Below are 16,483 nucleotides of genomic sequence, written 5' to 3' on the forward strand. Positions count from 1 at the left end.
TGTTCTCACCACCGCGCGGCCCTTAACGCCAATCCGGGAACACCCGCACACGGCCATAGGCTGCGACGCCTCGACGAGACCCGAAGGTCCACGCCCTCAGAAGTAGCCGTGCACTTCGCCACGGATTGGCAATGCTGGGGAACACTCGATTGCGGTTGCCCCAGAGGGCTAGTCGATTTACAGTCGAAGTAACCGCAGTCTTCGCCACCAGCAAAACCTGATTAGAGTTGCGCTCTCTTATCGCCCATACCGAACCGACAAAACCCACGAAAATGCGTGTGTTTGTCAGGCCTGATTGCGTGCGATTGCGTAGGATCGGAGCGCCGGAAGGTTAACTGAACAGATCAGAGCACGCCCAATTGACGTAGCCGAGGTATTCCGGCTTCCGTCCACGCATCGAGATTTGCGTTATGTGTTTCATTGGGGCGTTTCTCCTACGCGAAACGTAAGATGCCACAGGTAGCATGTGAAGTGCAAGAGGGTGGGAAAGTATTTTTTGTATTTGTCTTGTGTTTCTTTGTAAATCTCGAATCCCGGAGCCGGCTCGGCCATTAGAGCCGGCTCCGGGTTCCCCCTCGTCACCGGACGAGTTCTTCAAACGGCACGTGCTGCGTACTGGGCCATCCTGCCAGGGAGTTGCAGATTGCCGGGACGACGCCCCTGCCGAAGCAGAGGTGATTCGAGGGCGCAAACCGCTCTGCACCAATCGAATATGTTGTTGTGTCCGACCACCTCGCGCATGCGCTGCATGCGAACCTGCTGCTGGTCCCTGCTCATCTGGAGGCCCTTGGAGAGCGCGGCGGCGATTCCCTGACTGTCATACGGGTTGATTAACAGGGCCCCGCAGGACAGTTCCGCCGCCGCACCCGCAAACTCGCTTAGCACGAGCACTCCGCCTTCGTCTACGCGCACCGCACAGAACTCCTTGGCGACAAGGTTCATGCCGTCTTTGAGCGGCGTGACAAGCGCGATGTCAGCAGCGCGGTAGAGGGCGAGTAACTCAGGCCGCGAGAGGCTCCCATGCACGTACTTCACCGGTACCCAGCGAGAGTCCCCGAACTCGGCATTCATCTCAGCGATGAGGTTCTCGATTTGTTCGCGAAGTTGGCGATACTCGGGAATCTCTTCACGACTCGGCACGACCACTTGAACCATCTGCACACGTCGCAACCAGGTTCGATCGGAACGGAGCAGAGTGCGGAGTCCGAGGAGGCGTTGAATGACTCCCTTGGTGTAGTCGAGACGGTCTACGCCGATGATGAGGCGACAGTCCGGGAACTCCTGCCGGATCTCGTGAGCGCGATCGGTGACCGATTTTTCCGCCGCGCGAGTTGCAAAGTCTTCGAAGTCGATGCCAATGGGGTAGGTACCGACGACGGTGTAGGTTCCATCGGACTGGATGACAACACGCCCGTTCGACTTTTGCACGTGGGCTTCCGGTACGAAGCGGCGAACGCAAGTCAGGAAGTTACGGCGATCGCGTTCAGTCTGGAAACCGATACTGTCGAAGCGCAGCAAAGCGCGGGCGATTTCGATGCGCCAGGGCAGCTTTTCGAATATGTCTGGCTGTGGGAACGGGATGTGATGGAAGTACCCGATCTCGTTGCGCAGTGAACGGGCACGCAAAGCGCGGGCGAGGAGCATCAGGTGATAATCGTGGACCCAGATGAAATCGTCTTTCTGGGCGACCTGCGCGGTCGAGTGCGCGAACTTGTCGTTGGCTTCGCGATAGGACACCCAGTAGCGCGGGTCAAAGGTGCATTTCGATTGCAGGTCGTGGAACAAAGGCCAGATGATCTCGTTGCAGTATCCGTGATAGAAGCACTCTTTTTCTTCGGCGGTGAGGAATACTGGCCTCAGAGAGTAATTAGAGCCGTGCTGCGCGCTGACGATCTGTTCGATTTCCGCCGAATACGAGGTTCCAGGCCAACCGATCCAGCACCCTCCATTTCTCTTGAAGAGCGGCAACAAGGCCGAGACGAGGCCTCCGGAGCTGCGTTCGATGCTCAGAGCGCCTTCACTCTCAACGATACGAAAGGGCAAACGATTGGAGACGACGATGAGACGAGTGTCGATACTCATACGTCACCTCCGCAGGCGTGAACCCAGTCGACAAGGAACTGAGTCAGTTCTCCGGGTGGCTTGATCCAAACGCTGGCGGTTGTGGTGCGGTATTTGGGGCGAACGAGAACGGTCAGTCCGCGGCCCTTCAGGGCTTTGAAGGCGTCCTCGTCGGTCTGATCGTCTCCGAGATAGGCGACCGGAATGTCACTGTTCAATTCGGAAAGAATGGCGCGGACGGCGTCCCCTTTGCTGCAATTACGGGCACGCAACTCGAGGCCGCCGTCGAATTCGGAGAGCAAGAGGTTCCCCGAGCACGCCACCGGAGAGAGAGTTCGATAACACGTGGTTCGGGCTTCTTCCATGTGCGCGGTCGTCATCCCGCGCCAGTGCACGGCGATGGAGCCGACTTTTAGTTCAGTCAGCGCGCCGAGACCGGCTTCTTCGAGACCCGAAGCGGCTTCGGCCAGAGCGGCAAGGGTGCGTTCACTCAGAAATCCGATTTCATAACGTCCATCGGAAAATAGCCGTTCGAATCCATGCGATCCCCAGATCTCAGGGTGGGGACGGAGGCCCAGTAGTCCGGGAAGCTCGCGTGCGGAGCGGCCACTTACGAGGACAACACGGGTGCCGCACGTGGCCATAATGGAATCGAGAAGTTCGGGGATCGTCGAGTATGGGACCGCCTTGGCGCGATCCACCTGGAACGGGGCAATAGTGCCGTCGTAGTCGATGAGGAGAACTCGCTGGCGCGAGTCGGAAAGTTGACGAAAGAAAATGTCGATGTCGTTGATTCGTGCAGTCGCGGTACTCATCGGGGGATCTCCGCTATGACGTTTACTGAGTGTTTTCAACCACATTGGATTTCCAGGTGGGCGCCTGGAAAGCGACCTACCGAAAATCAGTATGGCGCTTTGGTGATGGGCATGGAATACAGGGTTGGCTGTATTTGGGTGAGAAAATCAGGGTATGTAACTCAGGAAACCATGTAATTAGGAAATGATTTTCTTGCGCACGGCGTAGAGCACGATATCGGCAGAGCTGTGTAAGTCCAATTTTTGCATGATCCTCGTTCGGTGAGTTTCGACTGTGCTGGGTGAGAGATTCAGGTGGCTGGCGACTTCCTTGTTCGACTTGCCTTCGGCGAGGAGCTGCAGGATTTCCTTTTCACGGTCCGTGAGGAGATCGTAGGTATCCTGTAAACCGCGCTGCTGTAACTGCCGCATGTAGTCCTCGAGGAGAGTCTTGGCGATCGAGGGGCTGAAGAAGGGTTTACCCTGCGCAACTGACTGGACGGCGCGGTACAGATCGAGATCGGCCGTGTCTTTGAGGAGATAGCCCTTGGCACCTGCGCTGAGCGTGCGCGTGAGGTAACTTTCGTCGGAGTGCATGCTGAGCATGATGATGCCGAGACTCGGGTTCTTCTTCACGAGTTGAGTGGTCGCCTGGATGCCGTTCAGGTTCGGCATGGCGATGTCCATGATGATGACGTCGGGAGTAAGTTCTTCGGCGAGGCGCACCGCTTCGCGGCCATCGGCGGCTTCGCCGACTACCAGGAACTCTTCGTGCTGCTCGAGTTGAAGTCGTAAGCCTTTGCGTACAATGCCATGATCGTCGGCGATCAGGATTCTGACTTTATTCATGCTATGACTCCGACCGGGAGTTCGACCCTGACGGTAGTTCCCTTCCTTGGCGCGGACGAGATATTCAGTTTGCCATCAAGTTCGGCGACGCGCTCCTGCATTCCGAGGAGACCAAGCCCGCCCTGCATGCGAGCGGCGACATCAAACCCGGTGCCGTCATCCTGAACGACAACAACGACCTGATCACCGTGCGATTGCAGCGATACAAGCACGTTTTTGGCAAGGGCATGACGAGCACAGTTGGTAAGGGCCTCCTGAACGACGCGATAAATGCAGGTGCGCTGCGCATCCCTGAGTTCTTCGAGGTTTCCATCGACCTGCACGGTGGCAGGGACGCCAGTGTGACGGGAGAACTCGCGGCCCTGCCACTGCAATGCCGGTTCCAGGCCGAGATCGTCGAGCATGGAAGGGCGAAGACCCATGGCGAGATCGCGGAGTGTTCCGATTGCGCGGGCGTTCAAAGTCTTAGCCTCCTCGATTCGCGCACGAAAAGTGGTGGGATCCGTGTCGCGCGAAGAGGCGATGTTACCGATTTCGATTCCCAGCGCGGTAAGGGTCTGGCCTACCTGGTCATGCAACTCGCGCGACAGAGATTTACGTTCCATCTCCTGAGCCTGCACCAGACTTCGAGATAGTCGTCGCAGATCGTTTTCGGTTTTCTCGATTCGCTTCCGCTGGTTTTCCTGCGCACGCTCCAATGCGGTGACGCGGTAGGTCGTCGCAAAGGCGACCAACGTTCCCAGGAGAAGGGCGAAGCCCATCATGCGAACGAGGAATTTCCGGAGAATGGATTGGCTCTCCTGGATGCGATGGCGCTCCTTCTGGAGGTTCTCCTGGTCGATTCGTGCCATCTCACGGGCCAGTGCGACTACGGCCTGACGGCGCGGCAGAACCTTGCGTCTCAGGAATATCCAACTTCGTTGCGCTTTCTGCTGCGCGGTCCATTCAAAAATTGGATCGAGAGAATCCCAGTAGCCCTGCACTTCCTCCTGCAGACGATCGAGCGATTGCGAATCGGTTCCCTGGTTGCGTTGCGCCAATAAATCAAGCCGGCTTTGCAAGGAAGCGCGGATATCGAGAAGTTGCTGGCGATGCGCGGGGGCATTCAGCGGTGAGGGATCCAGGAGATAATCGCGAACCAGAATGTCCGAGAGGTACATATCGGCAACGATATCGCGCCGAAAGGCCTCCGCCCGGAGAAAGGCCGCTTGCGTGGTCTCCATCTCGTTATAGATTGCTTTGGCACGACGGATCGCACCGAATCCGAGCACCGCGATCAGCACGATCAGGCTGCCGAAACCGATGGCAAGCACGACGGATGAACGGGACAGAATGGTATTGCGGCTCCACATACTTGCAATAGTGTACCTGCTAATGCAGGCAAGATTCACGGGGGGTATTTTGACAATTACAGCAGCGTTACGGACACTTTGACGATCAAACCATTCCCACTCAGATCATCATCTGCTCAAATATGTCTCGATTTGATTCAACCCGACCGGCGAGAATTTGTGATTACGGCGTGATTGGGGATTCCCGGTCGGCCGCGCTGGTTTCAAATCGCGGGTCGCTCGATTGGCTGGCATGGCCACAATTCGATAGCCCACCGATCTTCGCAGCAATCCTCGATCGGGAAAAGGGTGGGCATTGGAGCATAACTCCAGACGGTCCCTTTGAAGTCACACGAGCTTATGTTGGTGACTCGAACGTGCTGGAGACCCGGTTTCGGACTGTCTCCGGCGAAGCGGTGCTGACAGAGTTGATGCCGGTCGCCTCGGAGCAATTCAAGCGGCAGAACACGGTTCCGAGCCATGAACTCGTTCGGCAGTTGCAGTGCGTTGGCGGCGAGATGAAGCTCGGCATCGAACTTGTACCGCGATGCGATTACGGACGGCAGGCTCCGCGGATTCGTGATGCCGGCGCGTTTGGCTTGCGTTTCGATGTCGGTCGTGGAGCATATTGGGTTCTGAGTAATGCTCCTTGGAAGTTTGAGGATGACCGCGCGACCGCCGAGGTGACGCTCAAGGCGGGAGAGGAACTGCAGTTCTCACTCACGTATTCAGAGGAATCTCCAGCCGCGTTTTCGGTGCTCGGCGAACCGATACGCGCGGCAATCAGAAGGTCCGTCGAGTGGTGGAAAGAATGGGCCAATCAGTGCACGTACAAGGGGCCTTATCGCGAGGCGGTGGTTCGAAGCGCTCTGGCGTTAAAACTGCTCTCATATGCACCATCGGGTGCAATCGCGGCTGCCGTAACGACATCCCTTCCAGAGAGACTGGGGAGCAATCTCAACTGGGATTATCGATACTGCTGGCTGCGCGATGCTTCATTGACCATTCGTTCTTTGCTTGGGCTGGGTTATTACGCTGAAGCGGAGAGTTTTATCACGTGGCTGCTGCAAGCAACGAAACTCACCCAGCCAGAGTTGCGTGTTCTGTACACGATGTTCGGCCAAATTGCGCCGCACGAGCGTGAAGTGGATTACCTGAGCGGATATTTCGACTCGCGGCCGGTTCGTGTAGGTAACGGGGCGCGCCGCCAGTTTCAACTCGATATTTATGGTGAGGTGATCGACGCGAGCGCGCAATACGCCGAGCATATCGGACGCTTCGATCAGACGACCCAAAAAGTGCTGCTCGGGTTCGGCAACTATGTGGCGCAGAATTGGGATCGGGCTGACGAGGGTATCTGGGAGCCGCGCTCGGGACGGCAGCATCATACGCACTCGCGCTTGATGTGCTGGACGGCGCTGGACCGATTGCTGGCAATGAGCGATAAAGGGAAATTGAGCGGAGTTCCACGCGAAGTGTTCACGCGCGAGCGCGATCGGATCCGCGAGCAGATCGAGAACCGCTCATGGAACGAGAAGCTGCGGAGCTATGTGAGCATCCTGGATGGAGACAGCATGGATGCGACGCTGTTGCGCATCGGATGGTATGGCCTGGAAGCGGCGGATTCGGAGCGGATGAAGAGCACCTACCGGAAGGTATGCGAGGAACTCGGTGCCGGTGGCGGCCTGCTGTTTCGATATAAGCGAGAGCCGAAAGAAGGTGCGTTTGGGGTCTGTGGATTCTGGGCGGTGGATCACCTCGCGATGTCGGGCGATTTGGATGGTGCGCACGATCAATTCGCAAAGTTGATGGGATACGGCAATGACTTGGGACTGTTCTCCGAGGAGACTGATTCAGAGACCCGGGACGCACTGGGCAATTTTCCGCAGGCATTCACGCATATCGGGCTGATCAGCGCGGCGCTGACGCTGCAGGAGAAAGAACGAGGAGAGAGTCATCCAGCAATCAACGTCGGCGCGGACGTTACAGAACCGAAAGGAATGAGATGAACTGGGCGAGCTGGCTCTTATGGGGTTTTGTGTCGACGATGGCGCTGACGACGATCAGCGCGGGCGCGCAAGGGCTCGGACTAACGCGCATGAACCTGCCATACATGCTGGGAACGATTTTTACGCCTGATCGCGACCGGGCAAAGGTCTACGGGTTTTTCGCGCATATGGGACTCGGCCTGTTCTTCTCGCTGATCTACGTATTCATTTTCCAGTCATTGGGGGCAGCCGGATGGTGGCGGGGAGCAGTCATCGGAATAGCGCACGCGCTCTTCGTGCTGGTGACCCTGGTCTCGCTGATGCCAGGTGTGCACCCACGTATGGCGAGCGAGCAGCACGGTCCGACCGCACAGAATATGCTGGAGCCGCCGGGGTTTCTGGCGCTACATTACGGGTTTCGTACGCCGGTTTCCGTTGTCATTTCACATATCGTGTTCGGAGCGATGCTGGGAGCGTTCTACCAATTGAAGAGATAACGACAAAGGAACAACGCAGAGGACACCAGGGCCCCAAGGTGAATACCCACATCTGACAACTTCGGCAGATGTGGGGCACGGAATAGCCCTCACGCGGCGTTGGGGTATGCCATGGTGCTGAGGAGCGCGTTGTTGGCCTGGCGCGAATCGAGTCGTGTGTGCTGCGCGACAATGGGAACATCTGACCGAATCACGCTGGAATAATTGGTGTCTCGTGGAATCGGCTCAGGGTCCTTGAGATTGTTAAAGCGAAGGTGCCTGGTTCGGCGCGCCGGAACCGTGATCTTGTAAGGGCCGACCGGATCGCGGTCTTCGTAGTGGATGGTGATTTCAATGTGAGCATCCTGATCGCCGGCGTTGAGGATGCAGACGGTTTCGTGGCTCGTCATCTGCGGTTGCGGGCCGTGACTCTCCGATGGAATGTAACCTTCGGCGATGACCCACTCGCGAACTCCTACTGCTTTTGCCATACTCCCTCCTGTGCCTTTTTCGCTTATGCGGCATATTTCTCGGCTTGAGACCTCTTGAGTTCCAATCCCATGCCGGGTCGCGAAAGGTCGGGCCGCAGTTCCCCGTTTATCGGCTCCGGAATGCCATCGAAGAACATTCGCTCGATATGCACGTGATCATGGAAATATTCGAGGTTCTTGAACGGAATGGCTGCGCACGCAGGGTGCGTGTGCAGCGCCGGCGCAGTGTGTCCCGAGAGCGGAATGTTGTGAGCCTGGCAGAGCGCAGCAACCTGCATGAAAGCGGTGATTCCGCCGCATCTGGTGATATCAGCCTGAAGGACGTCGACGGCTTCAGCGGACAGCATGCGGCGAAAATAGAACGGATCGTAACCGTACTCTCCGGCGGCGATTTCCATTCCGGCGGGAGCGCGGTCGCGAACGAGATGAAGGCCGTCGAGGTCGTCGGCGGAGACGGGCTCTTCGAACCAGCGGACCCCTGACTCTGCGAAAATTGTTGCTTGTTCGATAGCCTGCTTGCGCCCGTAGGCGCCGTTGGCGTCGACGAAGAGTTCGGGGGCATCGCCGATCGCTTTTCGCGCCAGGCGGACGCGTTCGACATCGCGCTCGGGGTCGCGTCCGACCTTCATCTTCACGCGCGGGATGCCCAGCTTCACCCAGCCCTTGAGTTGATCCGCCAGTTGGCGGTCAGAGTAGGAGGTGAAACCTCCACTGCCGTAGATTGTGGCGCCGGGACGAACCTGCCCTAGCAAGGTCACGAGCGGCAGTTTGAGCAAGCGCGCTTTGAGGTCCCAGATGGCGCAGTCGATGGCGGAGATCGCCATGGAGCAGATGCCGGGGCGGCCAAGATTGCGAATCTTACGCCACATCTCCTGGTATATGGACTGAGGCGACATCGAGTCCATTCCCTTGATCTCTTTGGCGAGCTTGCCGTGTATGAGCTGTGCAACGGCATCGTCGCCGTATGTGTAGCCAAGGCCGCGTTCGCCGCCGACGGAGACCCGCACCAGCACCATGGTCGTACTGTCCCATTTCAGAGTGCCGTCGGACTCCGGATAGTCGGTCGGAACCTTGTAGCTCGAAACGTCCACAGACTGGATGGGAACTTCTGCTCGAATCGCCATGATTCGCCTCGTTGGTTTCGATGTGACGGAGCGGAACTACGTTCGCCGCAAATTCAGAATTGGTATAACGCGAAATTGCGGTGTCGTAACTGATTGCGAGCAAACGTTCTCGACGCACTCCGGCATCCGACCGACAGGCTGCCAATAGGGACTACGAGGTGTTGCATGAAGAAACGGGAAGTTGTGGTCATCACTGGCGCGTCGGCGGGAGTTGGGCGCGCAACCGTAAGAGAATTCGCAAAGCATGGGGCGCATATCGGGCTGATTGCACGCGGCCGCGATGGGCTGGAAGCCGCGCGGCGCGAGGTGGAAGAAGCAGGCGGAAAGGCGCTGGTTCTGCCAACTGATGTGGCGGATCCGAAGGCGGTGGAAGAGGCGGCTCAGCGCGTCGAAAGCGAACTCGGGCCGATCGACATCTGGGCTAACATCGCCATGACATCGGTGTTCTCGCCTATTAAAGAGATGACCGCGGAAGAGTTCAAACGCGTTACCGAAGTTACGTATCTCGGGTACGTGTACGGCTCTCTCTCTGCACTGAAACGGATGCTGCCCCGCGACCGGGGCACCATTGTGCATGTCGGCTCGGCGCTCGCCTATCGAAGCATTCCGCTCCAATCGGCATATTGCGCGTCGAAGCACGCAGTGATGGGCTTCTTCGCTTCGCTGAGAACAGAACTGCTGCACGACAAGAGCCAAGTGCAGACCACCATTGTGCAAATGCCGGCACTGAATACGCCACAGTTTGGATGGTGTAAAAGCCGTCTGCCAAGGAAAGCACAGCCGGTACCGCCAATTTTTCAGCCGGAGGTAGCAGCGCGCGCGGTGTACTACGCCGCGCATCACGCGAACCGGCGCGAGTACTACGTCGGTAGCTCGACGGTGAAGGCGATTGTTGGTAACAAGATTGCACCTTCATTTGCGGACCACTATCTTGCACGCACGGGTTACGACGCGCAGCAATACAACGGTCCCGACGATCCGAACCGACCGAACAATTTGTGGGAGCCGGTTCCCGGGGACCATGGTGCTCACGGCGCTTTCGACGAGCGGGCACGGCCGAGAAGTTATGAGTTCTGGGCCGAGAGCCATGTGAAACTGCTTGGTGCAATCCTGATGGGAATCGGGGCAGCCGCCGCGGGATGGAAGATCGCGAACAGGAAAGACAAAGAAGAAGAAGAACCAAGCTGGACGCGTTTTAGAGCTGCATAACCAGAGTTCCAGATGGTCATCAGGGTTGACGTTCGCGCGTCGATATGCGTCAATAGTGGGCTGTGTGGGGAATCCTCAAGACGATTGTCGCCATTGCGCTCGTGGTTTGCGTGCTGGCAGTCTGCATCTCTCCGTTCGTAAACCTCGACCCGACATCGCTTAGCGCGTCGAAAGCCGCGCTAGCGCTGTCCCTTGCGATCGTCGGCAGCGCGTTTCTATTCTGTTATGTTATCCCGCAGCAGTTGACGGCCGTCAGTGTCCCTGGGCGCGTATCCTCTTCCAGTTCCCTACTGCAGCTACTCTGCTCACGTATCTGCTAGCTACTTGGCTGACGTTCAATAAGCCATCTCCGGTCAATTCACGTTACAGATTCAGGTTGCTAATTTTTCGGGGAACAGCCGTGAGCACCACCGAGCAGCAAAAGACTTCCGAGACAACGCGGGAAATCGTGTACCTCACATATGACAAGGCAAGTAGTAGCCTTATCAGCTCTGAGTTGGAAAAGGCAGGATATCGGACGACACTTACTTCCAGCATCGGGGAGACCATACTCTGTCTGCGTCAGCCGAAATTCCTTGCTCTGATTATCGGTCCATTGGTTCAACCAAAGGACAAAGCTCTACTGGTTTCCGAATTGCGCAGGAAGAACAGCAAAACCAAGGTAGTTTTTCTTTCACGCGACGGCACGCAACAGGCCGACGATCGGCGGCTAGCAGATGCCGTGCTAAGCGTTCATAACGGCGCTGATTCCCTGATTAGAGGGTTGAAGAAGCTAATGATCGCGAACTAAGCCATGTCTCAGGCTGGAATGCGCGCGCGTTCCATGGCTTCGATCACCGCGTCGGCGAATTCGCTGGTTCCGGCTGTGCCCCCCATGTCGCGGGTAATGTGCTTCTTCTCACCGTAAACGATCTCGACGCCGCGGCGGATTTTGTCCGCGGCTTCGCTTTCGCCAAAGTGGCGGAGCATAAGCACGCCTGAGCGAAGAACAGCGGTCGGGTTTGCGAGATTCTTGCCCGCGATATCCGGGGCCGAGCCGTGGACGGCTTCGAAGATGGCGCATTCGTGTCCGTAGTTCGCGCCGGGAACCAGGCCGAGACCACCTACAAACGCTGCGCAGAGATCGCTGACGATATCGCCGTAGAGATTTTCGAGCAGCAGCATGTCGTACTGGTAAGGGTTCATCACAAGTTGCATGCAGGTGTTGTCCACGATGTGCTCGGCGTAAGAGATCTCCGGATAATCCTTCGAGACATTGCGCGAGCACTTGATGAACAAGCCATCCGATAGCTTCATGATGTTGGCTTTGTGGATAGCGTGAATCTTCTTTCGCCCAGTGCGCCGAGCGTACTCGAACGCCCATTTGGAAATACGAGTCGACGCCTTCTCGGTGATGATTTTCAGGCTCTCGACGACGCCCGGGACAACCTCGTGCTCGATCCCCGAGTATTGGCCCTCGGTGTTTTCGCGAACGATGATGAGATCGACATCCGGGTATCGCGTTGGAACATTGGGCAAATTTTGGATTGGGCGGAAGTTGGCGAACAACTCGAAACGCTTTCGCAGTTCGACGTTGATGCTGGAGAAACCGCCACCGATTGGCGTGGTGACCGGACCCTTGAGCGCGACCTTAGTGCGCTCGATGGATTCGTGCAGGGCTCGTGGAATGTATTCTTTGTATTTTTCGTAGGCTTCGGCGCCGGCTTCGAACTGCTCCCAATCGAACTTGACGCCGGTAGCTTCCAGAATGCGCACGGCGGCTTTCGTGACTTCGGGGCCAATGCCGTCGCCGGGAATGAGGGTGACTTTGTATGAATTTGTCATATAAACCGTGACTGGTGGATGGCGGCCGGTCGCTGGTCAAGGCTAAGACGTTTGTGGCTCCATCCACCAACAACCAGCCACGAACCACCAGCCCCGTTTAGTGCGGTTTGCCCTTCACTGGAGTCGTCAGCTTCAGCGGCTCCTTAAGTACTTTTACATCTTTCGTTTGCAGCAAATCCTGCAACTCCGACATAAACTCGTGGACGTCCTTGAAGTCGAGGTAAACCGAGGCGAAGCGCACATACGCGACTTTGTCGATGTTGCGCAGCCGATTCATGATCAGCTCACCGATTTCGCTGGTGCGACGCTCGCGCTCGGTTGAGTCGACGACGAAGCCTTCGGCTTCATTGACGATCTGTTCCAGCTTGCCGATGGAGACTGGCCGTTTTTCGCAGGCGCGGAGCAGGCCATTCAGGACCTTTTGCCGGTCAAACTTCTCGCGGCGGCCATCCTTCTTGATGACCATGTACGGGATCTCGTCGATGCGCTCGTAGGTGGTGAAGCGCTTTTCGCACTTCAGGCACTCTCGCCGGCGCCGAATCGACTCGCCTTCCTTGCTTTCACGCGAGTCGACGACTTTGTCGTTTTCAAACCCGCAAAATGGGCATTTCATGGATAAGTTGATTGTAAATGCGATGGCGGAAAACGGGAAACTGGGCGAACCAATCGTGCCATCGGACTAGGGCTATCGTTTCAGGAAAAGTCTGAAAAGATTCAATTCAGACGGCTTACACGCTTTCCATTTCGGCTTTGGTCTCGCTCTCTTCGGAGACCTTGCGGAGGGAGATGCGTTCGCGGTGAGCGAGGATAAGACCGGCGGGGATGACCGAGGCAAACGTCACGAGCCAGAGGATGATCCCGGCGCTGGTGGCGTAAGTTTCATTGATACCGAGGACGCGGTTCATCACGGTAATGGTCCCGAGTTGGGAGCCACCGCCTACGGCGGGCAATTGCAGGAGAGAGCCGACCATGCTGCCGGCCATGATTACGAAGATCGCACGGAAGCTGATGTTCCCGAGGGTGACATCGGGGTACGCATGCAGGACTTCAAGGTAGCTGAGCGCGATGACAAACCAGGTTACGAGGGAGAGCAGGGCGATCTGGATAAAGGAGCCGAGGTCGTGGATGGTGTCAAGGCCCTCGGCAAAGGCAACGAGTTTACGCCCTATGCTGTGGCCGAGTTTGCCGTGCGGAAGGCGCGTCTCGACCCAGTGAGAAAAGCGTTCGCGCTGGGTTCGGAGGAGAAATATGCCCAGAGCGGCGCAGACAATCGTGGCGATGAGGACGTAGCTCCCTTCCTGTAGTTTCACGAGCTGCCCATGAGCCATCGACCGGAGTTCAGGGGCGAGACGGATTAAAGCAATGCCGAAGAGGACCGCGAATGCACCCATATCGAAGATGCGCTCGACTGACCACACAGCCAGTTGCGAGGCGAAGCTGAGGTCGTGGCGCTTGGCAATAAGGTAAGGCCGGGAGAATTCGCCGGGACGCCCGAGCAGCGCGAGCCCTGTGAAACCGATGAACTGTGCTGGCAGGACGCTGGCGACGGAAACGCGTTTCATGGGACGGAGGAAGAGCTTCCAGCGGATTGCGCGTAGCCAGTATGTCAGGTAGATGAGTCCGGTCGCCGCGAGAATGTGGGTGAGACGCTGCGGGTCGGAAAAAAGGCTGGCGCTGACCTCCTTGAACTTGCCCCAGGGGAATTCCTTGTATTGACGGAATTGGAAGTAGAAGAGTACCGCGAGAATGGCGGCGATGATGAGCACCGTAAGCGTGTGCTTCCTGTTCATGAAGGCGAAACTACAAGGTATATGAGGGAGGGGTTAGGGTCAAACGACGAGTCGGTGGTGGCTGTTTGTTCGTCACTGGTGCTGGTGGATTTGGAATCGTGGATTGTGGATCGTGAGCTACGAGCCAGGTTGAGTTGCGGTGGACTTTCCAGCTTCTGTGTTCGTCGGCTTCTTCGGAGCGGATTTCTTGTTCGTCAGCGCTCGCTTCCTGATAGTGGCCTGCTCGGCGAGTTTCTTGCAGTTATATTCGCGAATGATTCTGGCGACATAGGCATGGGTTTCGCGATAGGGCGGGACACCTTTGTACTGCTGCACGCGTTGCGGTCCAGCATTGTAGGCGGCGAGCGCCTTCTGGGCGTCTCCGTGATAGAGCTCAAGGAGTTGGCGAAGGTATGCGGCACCCCCGTTGATGTTTTCGGCGGGATCGAAGCTGTTGCGAACCCCGAGTTTGTCGGCGGTTTCGGGCATCAGCTGCATGAGGCCGCGAGCACCCTTTGGGGAAACCGCATTGGGATTGAAGCCGCTTTCCTGGTGGATCACCGAATCGAGGAAGTCGGGATCAATGCCGGTGGATTTTCCGGCCTCGGCGATGTGGTCCTGCATGTTTTTTTCGGAAGCCGCACTGGGATGCGGTGGTGAAGCCTCGATGTGCTCGTAGCTGACGATCTCACTGGTGGGGACATCGACGTAGCCGCCAGAAGTGTACAGGCGCGTAGTATCGCCAATGACTTCACGGCGATTGTGGTCGATGGTGAAGCCATTGCGCAGGACGGCGCGGTCACCTGCGAGGGCGCAGACGACAAGCGCGAGCAGGAGTATTGCGAGTTTGAGAGAGTACCGCACCGGAGCTGTTATTTTCGCATGGATCGTCAACGTAAGTTGATGAAGAAAATGTACGAAGGTGCCTGTACGAGTACCCGCCACTACTTGCGGGGAGGGTTGGAGTGGCGCTCGGCCGGGTGTTCGATCCCCGGGAGAACCTCGCCGAGAGCCCATTCTATGCGTTCTACGGCAGAGCGGATTGTGTCGGTGGAATTCGTCGCGCCGGAACTGGAGACTATGGCCTGCAGGGCGTTCCGGATGTGGTGATTGAGTAGCGCGATGGTTTCGAGACGCTCGAGTTCCCGGAGACGCTGGTTGCGGGCGGCGGTTCGAAGAACCAATACCAGGATGATAGAGACGCAGGCGGCAATGCCGGAACCCACAACTCGAATGCCGGCCTCGTGCAGGTAACGGTCGTAGATGGTCCACTGGATGGCGAGCGCGAGAAAAAATACGATGACGCTGATGAAAATGGCGGAGAGCCAGATTCTGAAGGAAGAGTGAACGCGATTTCTTTCCTCCCTGGACAGAAATGCGGGATTTTGCAGGAGAGTACGATCGTCAGGGGAGATGCTGCTTTGGCGAGTGTCAGAAGCGCAAGTCTCCTGATGCTGAAACGAGTATCCGTTCGACATGGGGAGCCTCTAAGTTAGCTTAAACCCATTTGTCATCGTTAGTTCCGGGGCTTACTCACAAAGACGTGATCAGTCATTTGGATGACGAATAAATCAGGCTTGGTTGATCGTGCAGGCGGAGTAAGGGTCGCCGGAAAGTGCCAGAGCATGGCTTCCATGCGACTGGTTACTGCGATTCGAGGATTTTCTCTACCGCCCAAGCGACGCCGCTCTCATCATTGCCGAGGGTTAGTGTCCATCCGTTCTGTTTCAGTTCGTCACAGGCATTTCCCATCAGCACCGGGAGGCCCGCGAACTGGAGCATCTCGACATCGTTGAAGTTGTCGCCAATTGCCATGACTTCGTCACGGGTGAAGCCGCGATGCGTGGCCCAGCGTTCGAGAGCGTGTCCCTTTGAGCAGCCCTGGTTGAGAACATCGAGCATGCAGAGATTGCGATGATCGTACTGGGTGCGCAGCACGGTGAACTCGCCGGCAAATTCGCATTCGATGAGCGTTTTCTGAGCAGCCATCATTCGGGAGATGCTGCCGCAGAACATCATTTGGATGGGATCTTCAGTGATGGCGTCTTCCAGGGGGATGACGCGATCGATCCACTGGGCGTTCTTCTCCATCCACTTTTGAATCGAGAGGTTGAGTTCGTCGGCAGATTCGATGACGATCGCCCCCTTCCCTTCCCGGTCAAATGTGAGGACGGTGTTGGAACGGAAGCCGCTCATGTATTGCAGCAGGCGGAGCGCGACGTCGGCCGGAAGCGGATCGTCATGGAAAAGTTCGCCGTTCGAGGAACGTGTGACGGCGCCGTTGGAACTGATGAGCGTGACTTCGAAGCCCAGCGCGTTGGCGACAGGGAGCGCGAAAGTGTGGCGGCGGCCAGTAACGAGTACAACTTCAATGCTCTGGTTGTGTGCGCGTGCAAGTGTCTCCAGGTTGGCGGTCGAAACTTGAAACCTGGGGTCGAGCAGAGTGCCGTCGATGTCGATCGCGATAAGGCGAATGGCCACGAGCATATTGTAAATCGTGCCATCAGGCGATCGGGCCATCGGGCCATTTTCGGATAGCCCTGCCGGATATGTCGAAGTGGAAATAG

General features: G+C 57.1%; 16 protein-coding genes. 4 read left to right on the top strand and 12 right to left on the bottom strand.

Annotation, left to right across the window (positions count from 1 at the left end):
• Positions 1-594: 594 nt before the first annotated feature.
• From ROO76_08470 to ROO76_08485, 4 genes are all read right to left on the bottom strand, one after another.
• Positions 595-2,082, bottom strand: a complete 1,488-nt coding sequence (locus tag ROO76_08470) for a trehalose-6-phosphate synthase (GenBank protein ID MDT8068187.1) — start codon at positions 2,080-2,082, stop codon at positions 595-597.
• Positions 2,079-2,876, bottom strand: a complete 798-nt coding sequence (otsB, locus tag ROO76_08475) for a trehalose-phosphatase (protein MDT8068188.1) — start codon at positions 2,874-2,876, stop codon at positions 2,079-2,081. Before otsB ends, ROO76_08470 begins: the two co-directional genes overlap by 4 nt.
• Positions 2,877-3,053: 177 nt before the next feature.
• On the bottom strand, positions 3,054-3,704 hold the full coding sequence (locus ROO76_08480; GenBank protein ID MDT8068189.1) for a response regulator transcription factor: 651 nt from the start codon (positions 3,702-3,704) through the stop codon (positions 3,054-3,056).
• Entirely contained in the window at positions 3,701-5,056 is a 1,356-nt protein-coding gene (locus ROO76_08485) for a sensor histidine kinase (protein ID MDT8068190.1), read from the bottom strand. The genes ROO76_08480 and ROO76_08485 overlap by 4 nt, the downstream gene beginning before the upstream one ends.
• A gap of 122 nt (positions 5,057-5,178) precedes the next feature.
• Between ROO76_08485 and ROO76_08490 the strand changes: the two genes are divergently transcribed.
• Together ROO76_08490 and ROO76_08495 are read left to right on the top strand one after the other, a co-directional pair.
• A complete protein-coding gene (locus tag ROO76_08490; protein MDT8068191.1) occupies positions 5,179-7,044 on the top strand; it encodes a glycoside hydrolase family 15 protein in 1,866 nt (621 codons plus the stop codon).
• Positions 7,041-7,520: a hypothetical protein gene (locus ROO76_08495; protein ID MDT8068192.1), complete on the top strand. Its 480-nt coding sequence runs from the start codon at positions 7,041-7,043 to the stop codon at positions 7,518-7,520. The genes ROO76_08490 and ROO76_08495 overlap by 4 nt, the downstream gene beginning before the upstream one ends.
• 89 nt (positions 7,521-7,609) lie before the next feature.
• Here the strand turns inward: ROO76_08495 and ROO76_08500 are convergent, their stop codons facing one another.
• Both ROO76_08500 and ROO76_08505 read right to left on the bottom strand, forming a co-directional pair.
• Positions 7,610-7,990 (bottom strand): sensory rhodopsin transducer, encoded by a 381-nt coding sequence (locus ROO76_08500; GenBank protein ID MDT8068193.1) that lies wholly within the window; start codon positions 7,988-7,990, stop codon positions 7,610-7,612.
• Positions 7,991-8,013: 23 nt separating this feature from the next.
• Positions 8,014-9,114 (bottom strand): enolase C-terminal domain-like protein, encoded by a 1,101-nt coding sequence (locus tag ROO76_08505; GenBank protein MDT8068194.1) that lies wholly within the window; start codon positions 9,112-9,114, stop codon positions 8,014-8,016.
• A gap of 165 nt (positions 9,115-9,279) precedes the next feature.
• On the opposite strand from ROO76_08505, the gene ROO76_08510 reads away from it, so the two are divergent.
• Both ROO76_08510 and ROO76_08515 read left to right on the top strand, forming a co-directional pair.
• Positions 9,280-10,323 carry an SDR family oxidoreductase gene (locus tag ROO76_08510; protein ID MDT8068195.1) on the top strand — a complete coding sequence of 348 codons (1,044 nt, stop codon included), beginning with the start codon at positions 9,280-9,282 and terminating at the stop codon, positions 10,321-10,323.
• A gap of 400 nt (positions 10,324-10,723) precedes the next feature.
• Positions 10,724-11,113 (top strand): hypothetical protein, encoded by a 390-nt coding sequence (locus tag ROO76_08515; protein ID MDT8068196.1) that lies wholly within the window; start codon positions 10,724-10,726, stop codon positions 11,111-11,113.
• An 8-nt stretch (positions 11,114-11,121) separates the two neighbouring features.
• Here ROO76_08515 and ROO76_08520 read toward each other — a convergent pair whose 3' ends face one another.
• From ROO76_08520 to ROO76_08545, 6 genes are all read right to left on the bottom strand, one after another.
• The gene (locus ROO76_08520) at positions 11,122-12,147 is read right to left on the bottom strand and encodes an isocitrate/isopropylmalate family dehydrogenase (protein ID MDT8068197.1); all 1,026 of its coding nucleotides are present in this window, start codon (positions 12,145-12,147) and stop codon (positions 11,122-11,124) included.
• A 97-nt stretch (positions 12,148-12,244) separates the two neighbouring features.
• Positions 12,245-12,760 (bottom strand): transcriptional regulator NrdR, encoded by a 516-nt coding sequence (nrdR, locus tag ROO76_08525; GenBank protein ID MDT8068198.1) that lies wholly within the window; start codon positions 12,758-12,760, stop codon positions 12,245-12,247.
• A gap of 115 nt (positions 12,761-12,875) precedes the next feature.
• Positions 12,876-13,937 (bottom strand): lysylphosphatidylglycerol synthase transmembrane domain-containing protein, encoded by a 1,062-nt coding sequence (locus ROO76_08530; protein MDT8068199.1) that lies wholly within the window; start codon positions 13,935-13,937, stop codon positions 12,876-12,878.
• Positions 13,938-14,054: 117 nt separating this feature from the next.
• Complete coding sequence (locus tag ROO76_08535) at positions 14,055-14,780, bottom strand: lytic transglycosylase domain-containing protein (GenBank protein ID MDT8068200.1); 726 nt, start codon at positions 14,778-14,780, stop codon at positions 14,055-14,057.
• A gap of 80 nt (positions 14,781-14,860) precedes the next feature.
• Positions 14,861-15,394 carry a hypothetical protein gene (locus ROO76_08540; GenBank protein ID MDT8068201.1) on the bottom strand — a complete coding sequence of 178 codons (534 nt, stop codon included), beginning with the start codon at positions 15,392-15,394 and terminating at the stop codon, positions 14,861-14,863.
• 166 nt (positions 15,395-15,560) lie between these two features.
• Complete coding sequence (locus ROO76_08545) at positions 15,561-16,436, bottom strand: Cof-type HAD-IIB family hydrolase (GenBank protein ID MDT8068202.1); 876 nt, start codon at positions 16,434-16,436, stop codon at positions 15,561-15,563.
• Positions 16,437-16,483: the final 47 nt, after the last annotated feature.

It is taken from the genome of Terriglobia bacterium (assembly GCA_032252755.1).
Taxonomy (GTDB): Bacteria; Acidobacteriota; Terriglobia; order Terriglobales; family Acidobacteriaceae; genus JAVUPY01.

Excerpts from the sequence above, each read along its gene's own strand:
- ROO76_08470 (MDT8068187.1), bottom strand. The coding sequence starts at position 2,082 with ATGAGTATCGACACTCGTCTCATCGTCGTCTCCAATCGTTTGCCCTTT.
- otsB (MDT8068188.1), bottom strand. The coding sequence starts at position 2,876 with ATGAGTACCGCGACTGCACGAATCAACGACATCGACATTTTCTTTCGT.
- ROO76_08480 (MDT8068189.1), bottom strand. The coding sequence starts at position 3,704 with ATGAATAAAGTCAGAATCCTGATCGCCGACGATCATGGCATTGTACGC.
- ROO76_08485 (MDT8068190.1), bottom strand. The coding sequence starts at position 5,056 with ATGTGGAGCCGCAATACCATTCTGTCCCGTTCATCCGTCGTGCTTGCC.
- ROO76_08490 (MDT8068191.1), top strand. The coding sequence starts at position 5,179 with ATGTCTCGATTTGATTCAACCCGACCGGCGAGAATTTGTGATTACGGC.
- ROO76_08495 (MDT8068192.1), top strand. The coding sequence starts at position 7,041 with ATGAACTGGGCGAGCTGGCTCTTATGGGGTTTTGTGTCGACGATGGCG.
- ROO76_08500 (MDT8068193.1), bottom strand. The coding sequence starts at position 7,990 with ATGGCAAAAGCAGTAGGAGTTCGCGAGTGGGTCATCGCCGAAGGTTAC.
- ROO76_08505 (MDT8068194.1), bottom strand. The coding sequence starts at position 9,114 with ATGGCGATTCGAGCAGAAGTTCCCATCCAGTCTGTGGACGTTTCGAGC.
- ROO76_08510 (MDT8068195.1), top strand. The coding sequence starts at position 9,280 with ATGAAGAAACGGGAAGTTGTGGTCATCACTGGCGCGTCGGCGGGAGTT.
- ROO76_08520 (MDT8068197.1), bottom strand. The coding sequence starts at position 12,147 with ATGACAAATTCATACAAAGTCACCCTCATTCCCGGCGACGGCATTGGC.
- nrdR (MDT8068198.1), bottom strand. The coding sequence starts at position 12,760 with ATGAAATGCCCATTTTGCGGGTTTGAAAACGACAAAGTCGTCGACTCG.
- ROO76_08530 (MDT8068199.1), bottom strand. The coding sequence starts at position 13,937 with ATGAACAGGAAGCACACGCTTACGGTGCTCATCATCGCCGCCATTCTC.
- ROO76_08540 (MDT8068201.1), bottom strand. The coding sequence starts at position 15,394 with ATGTCGAACGGATACTCGTTTCAGCATCAGGAGACTTGCGCTTCTGAC.
- ROO76_08545 (MDT8068202.1), bottom strand. The coding sequence starts at position 16,436 with ATGGCCCGATCGCCTGATGGCACGATTTACAATATGCTCGTGGCCATT.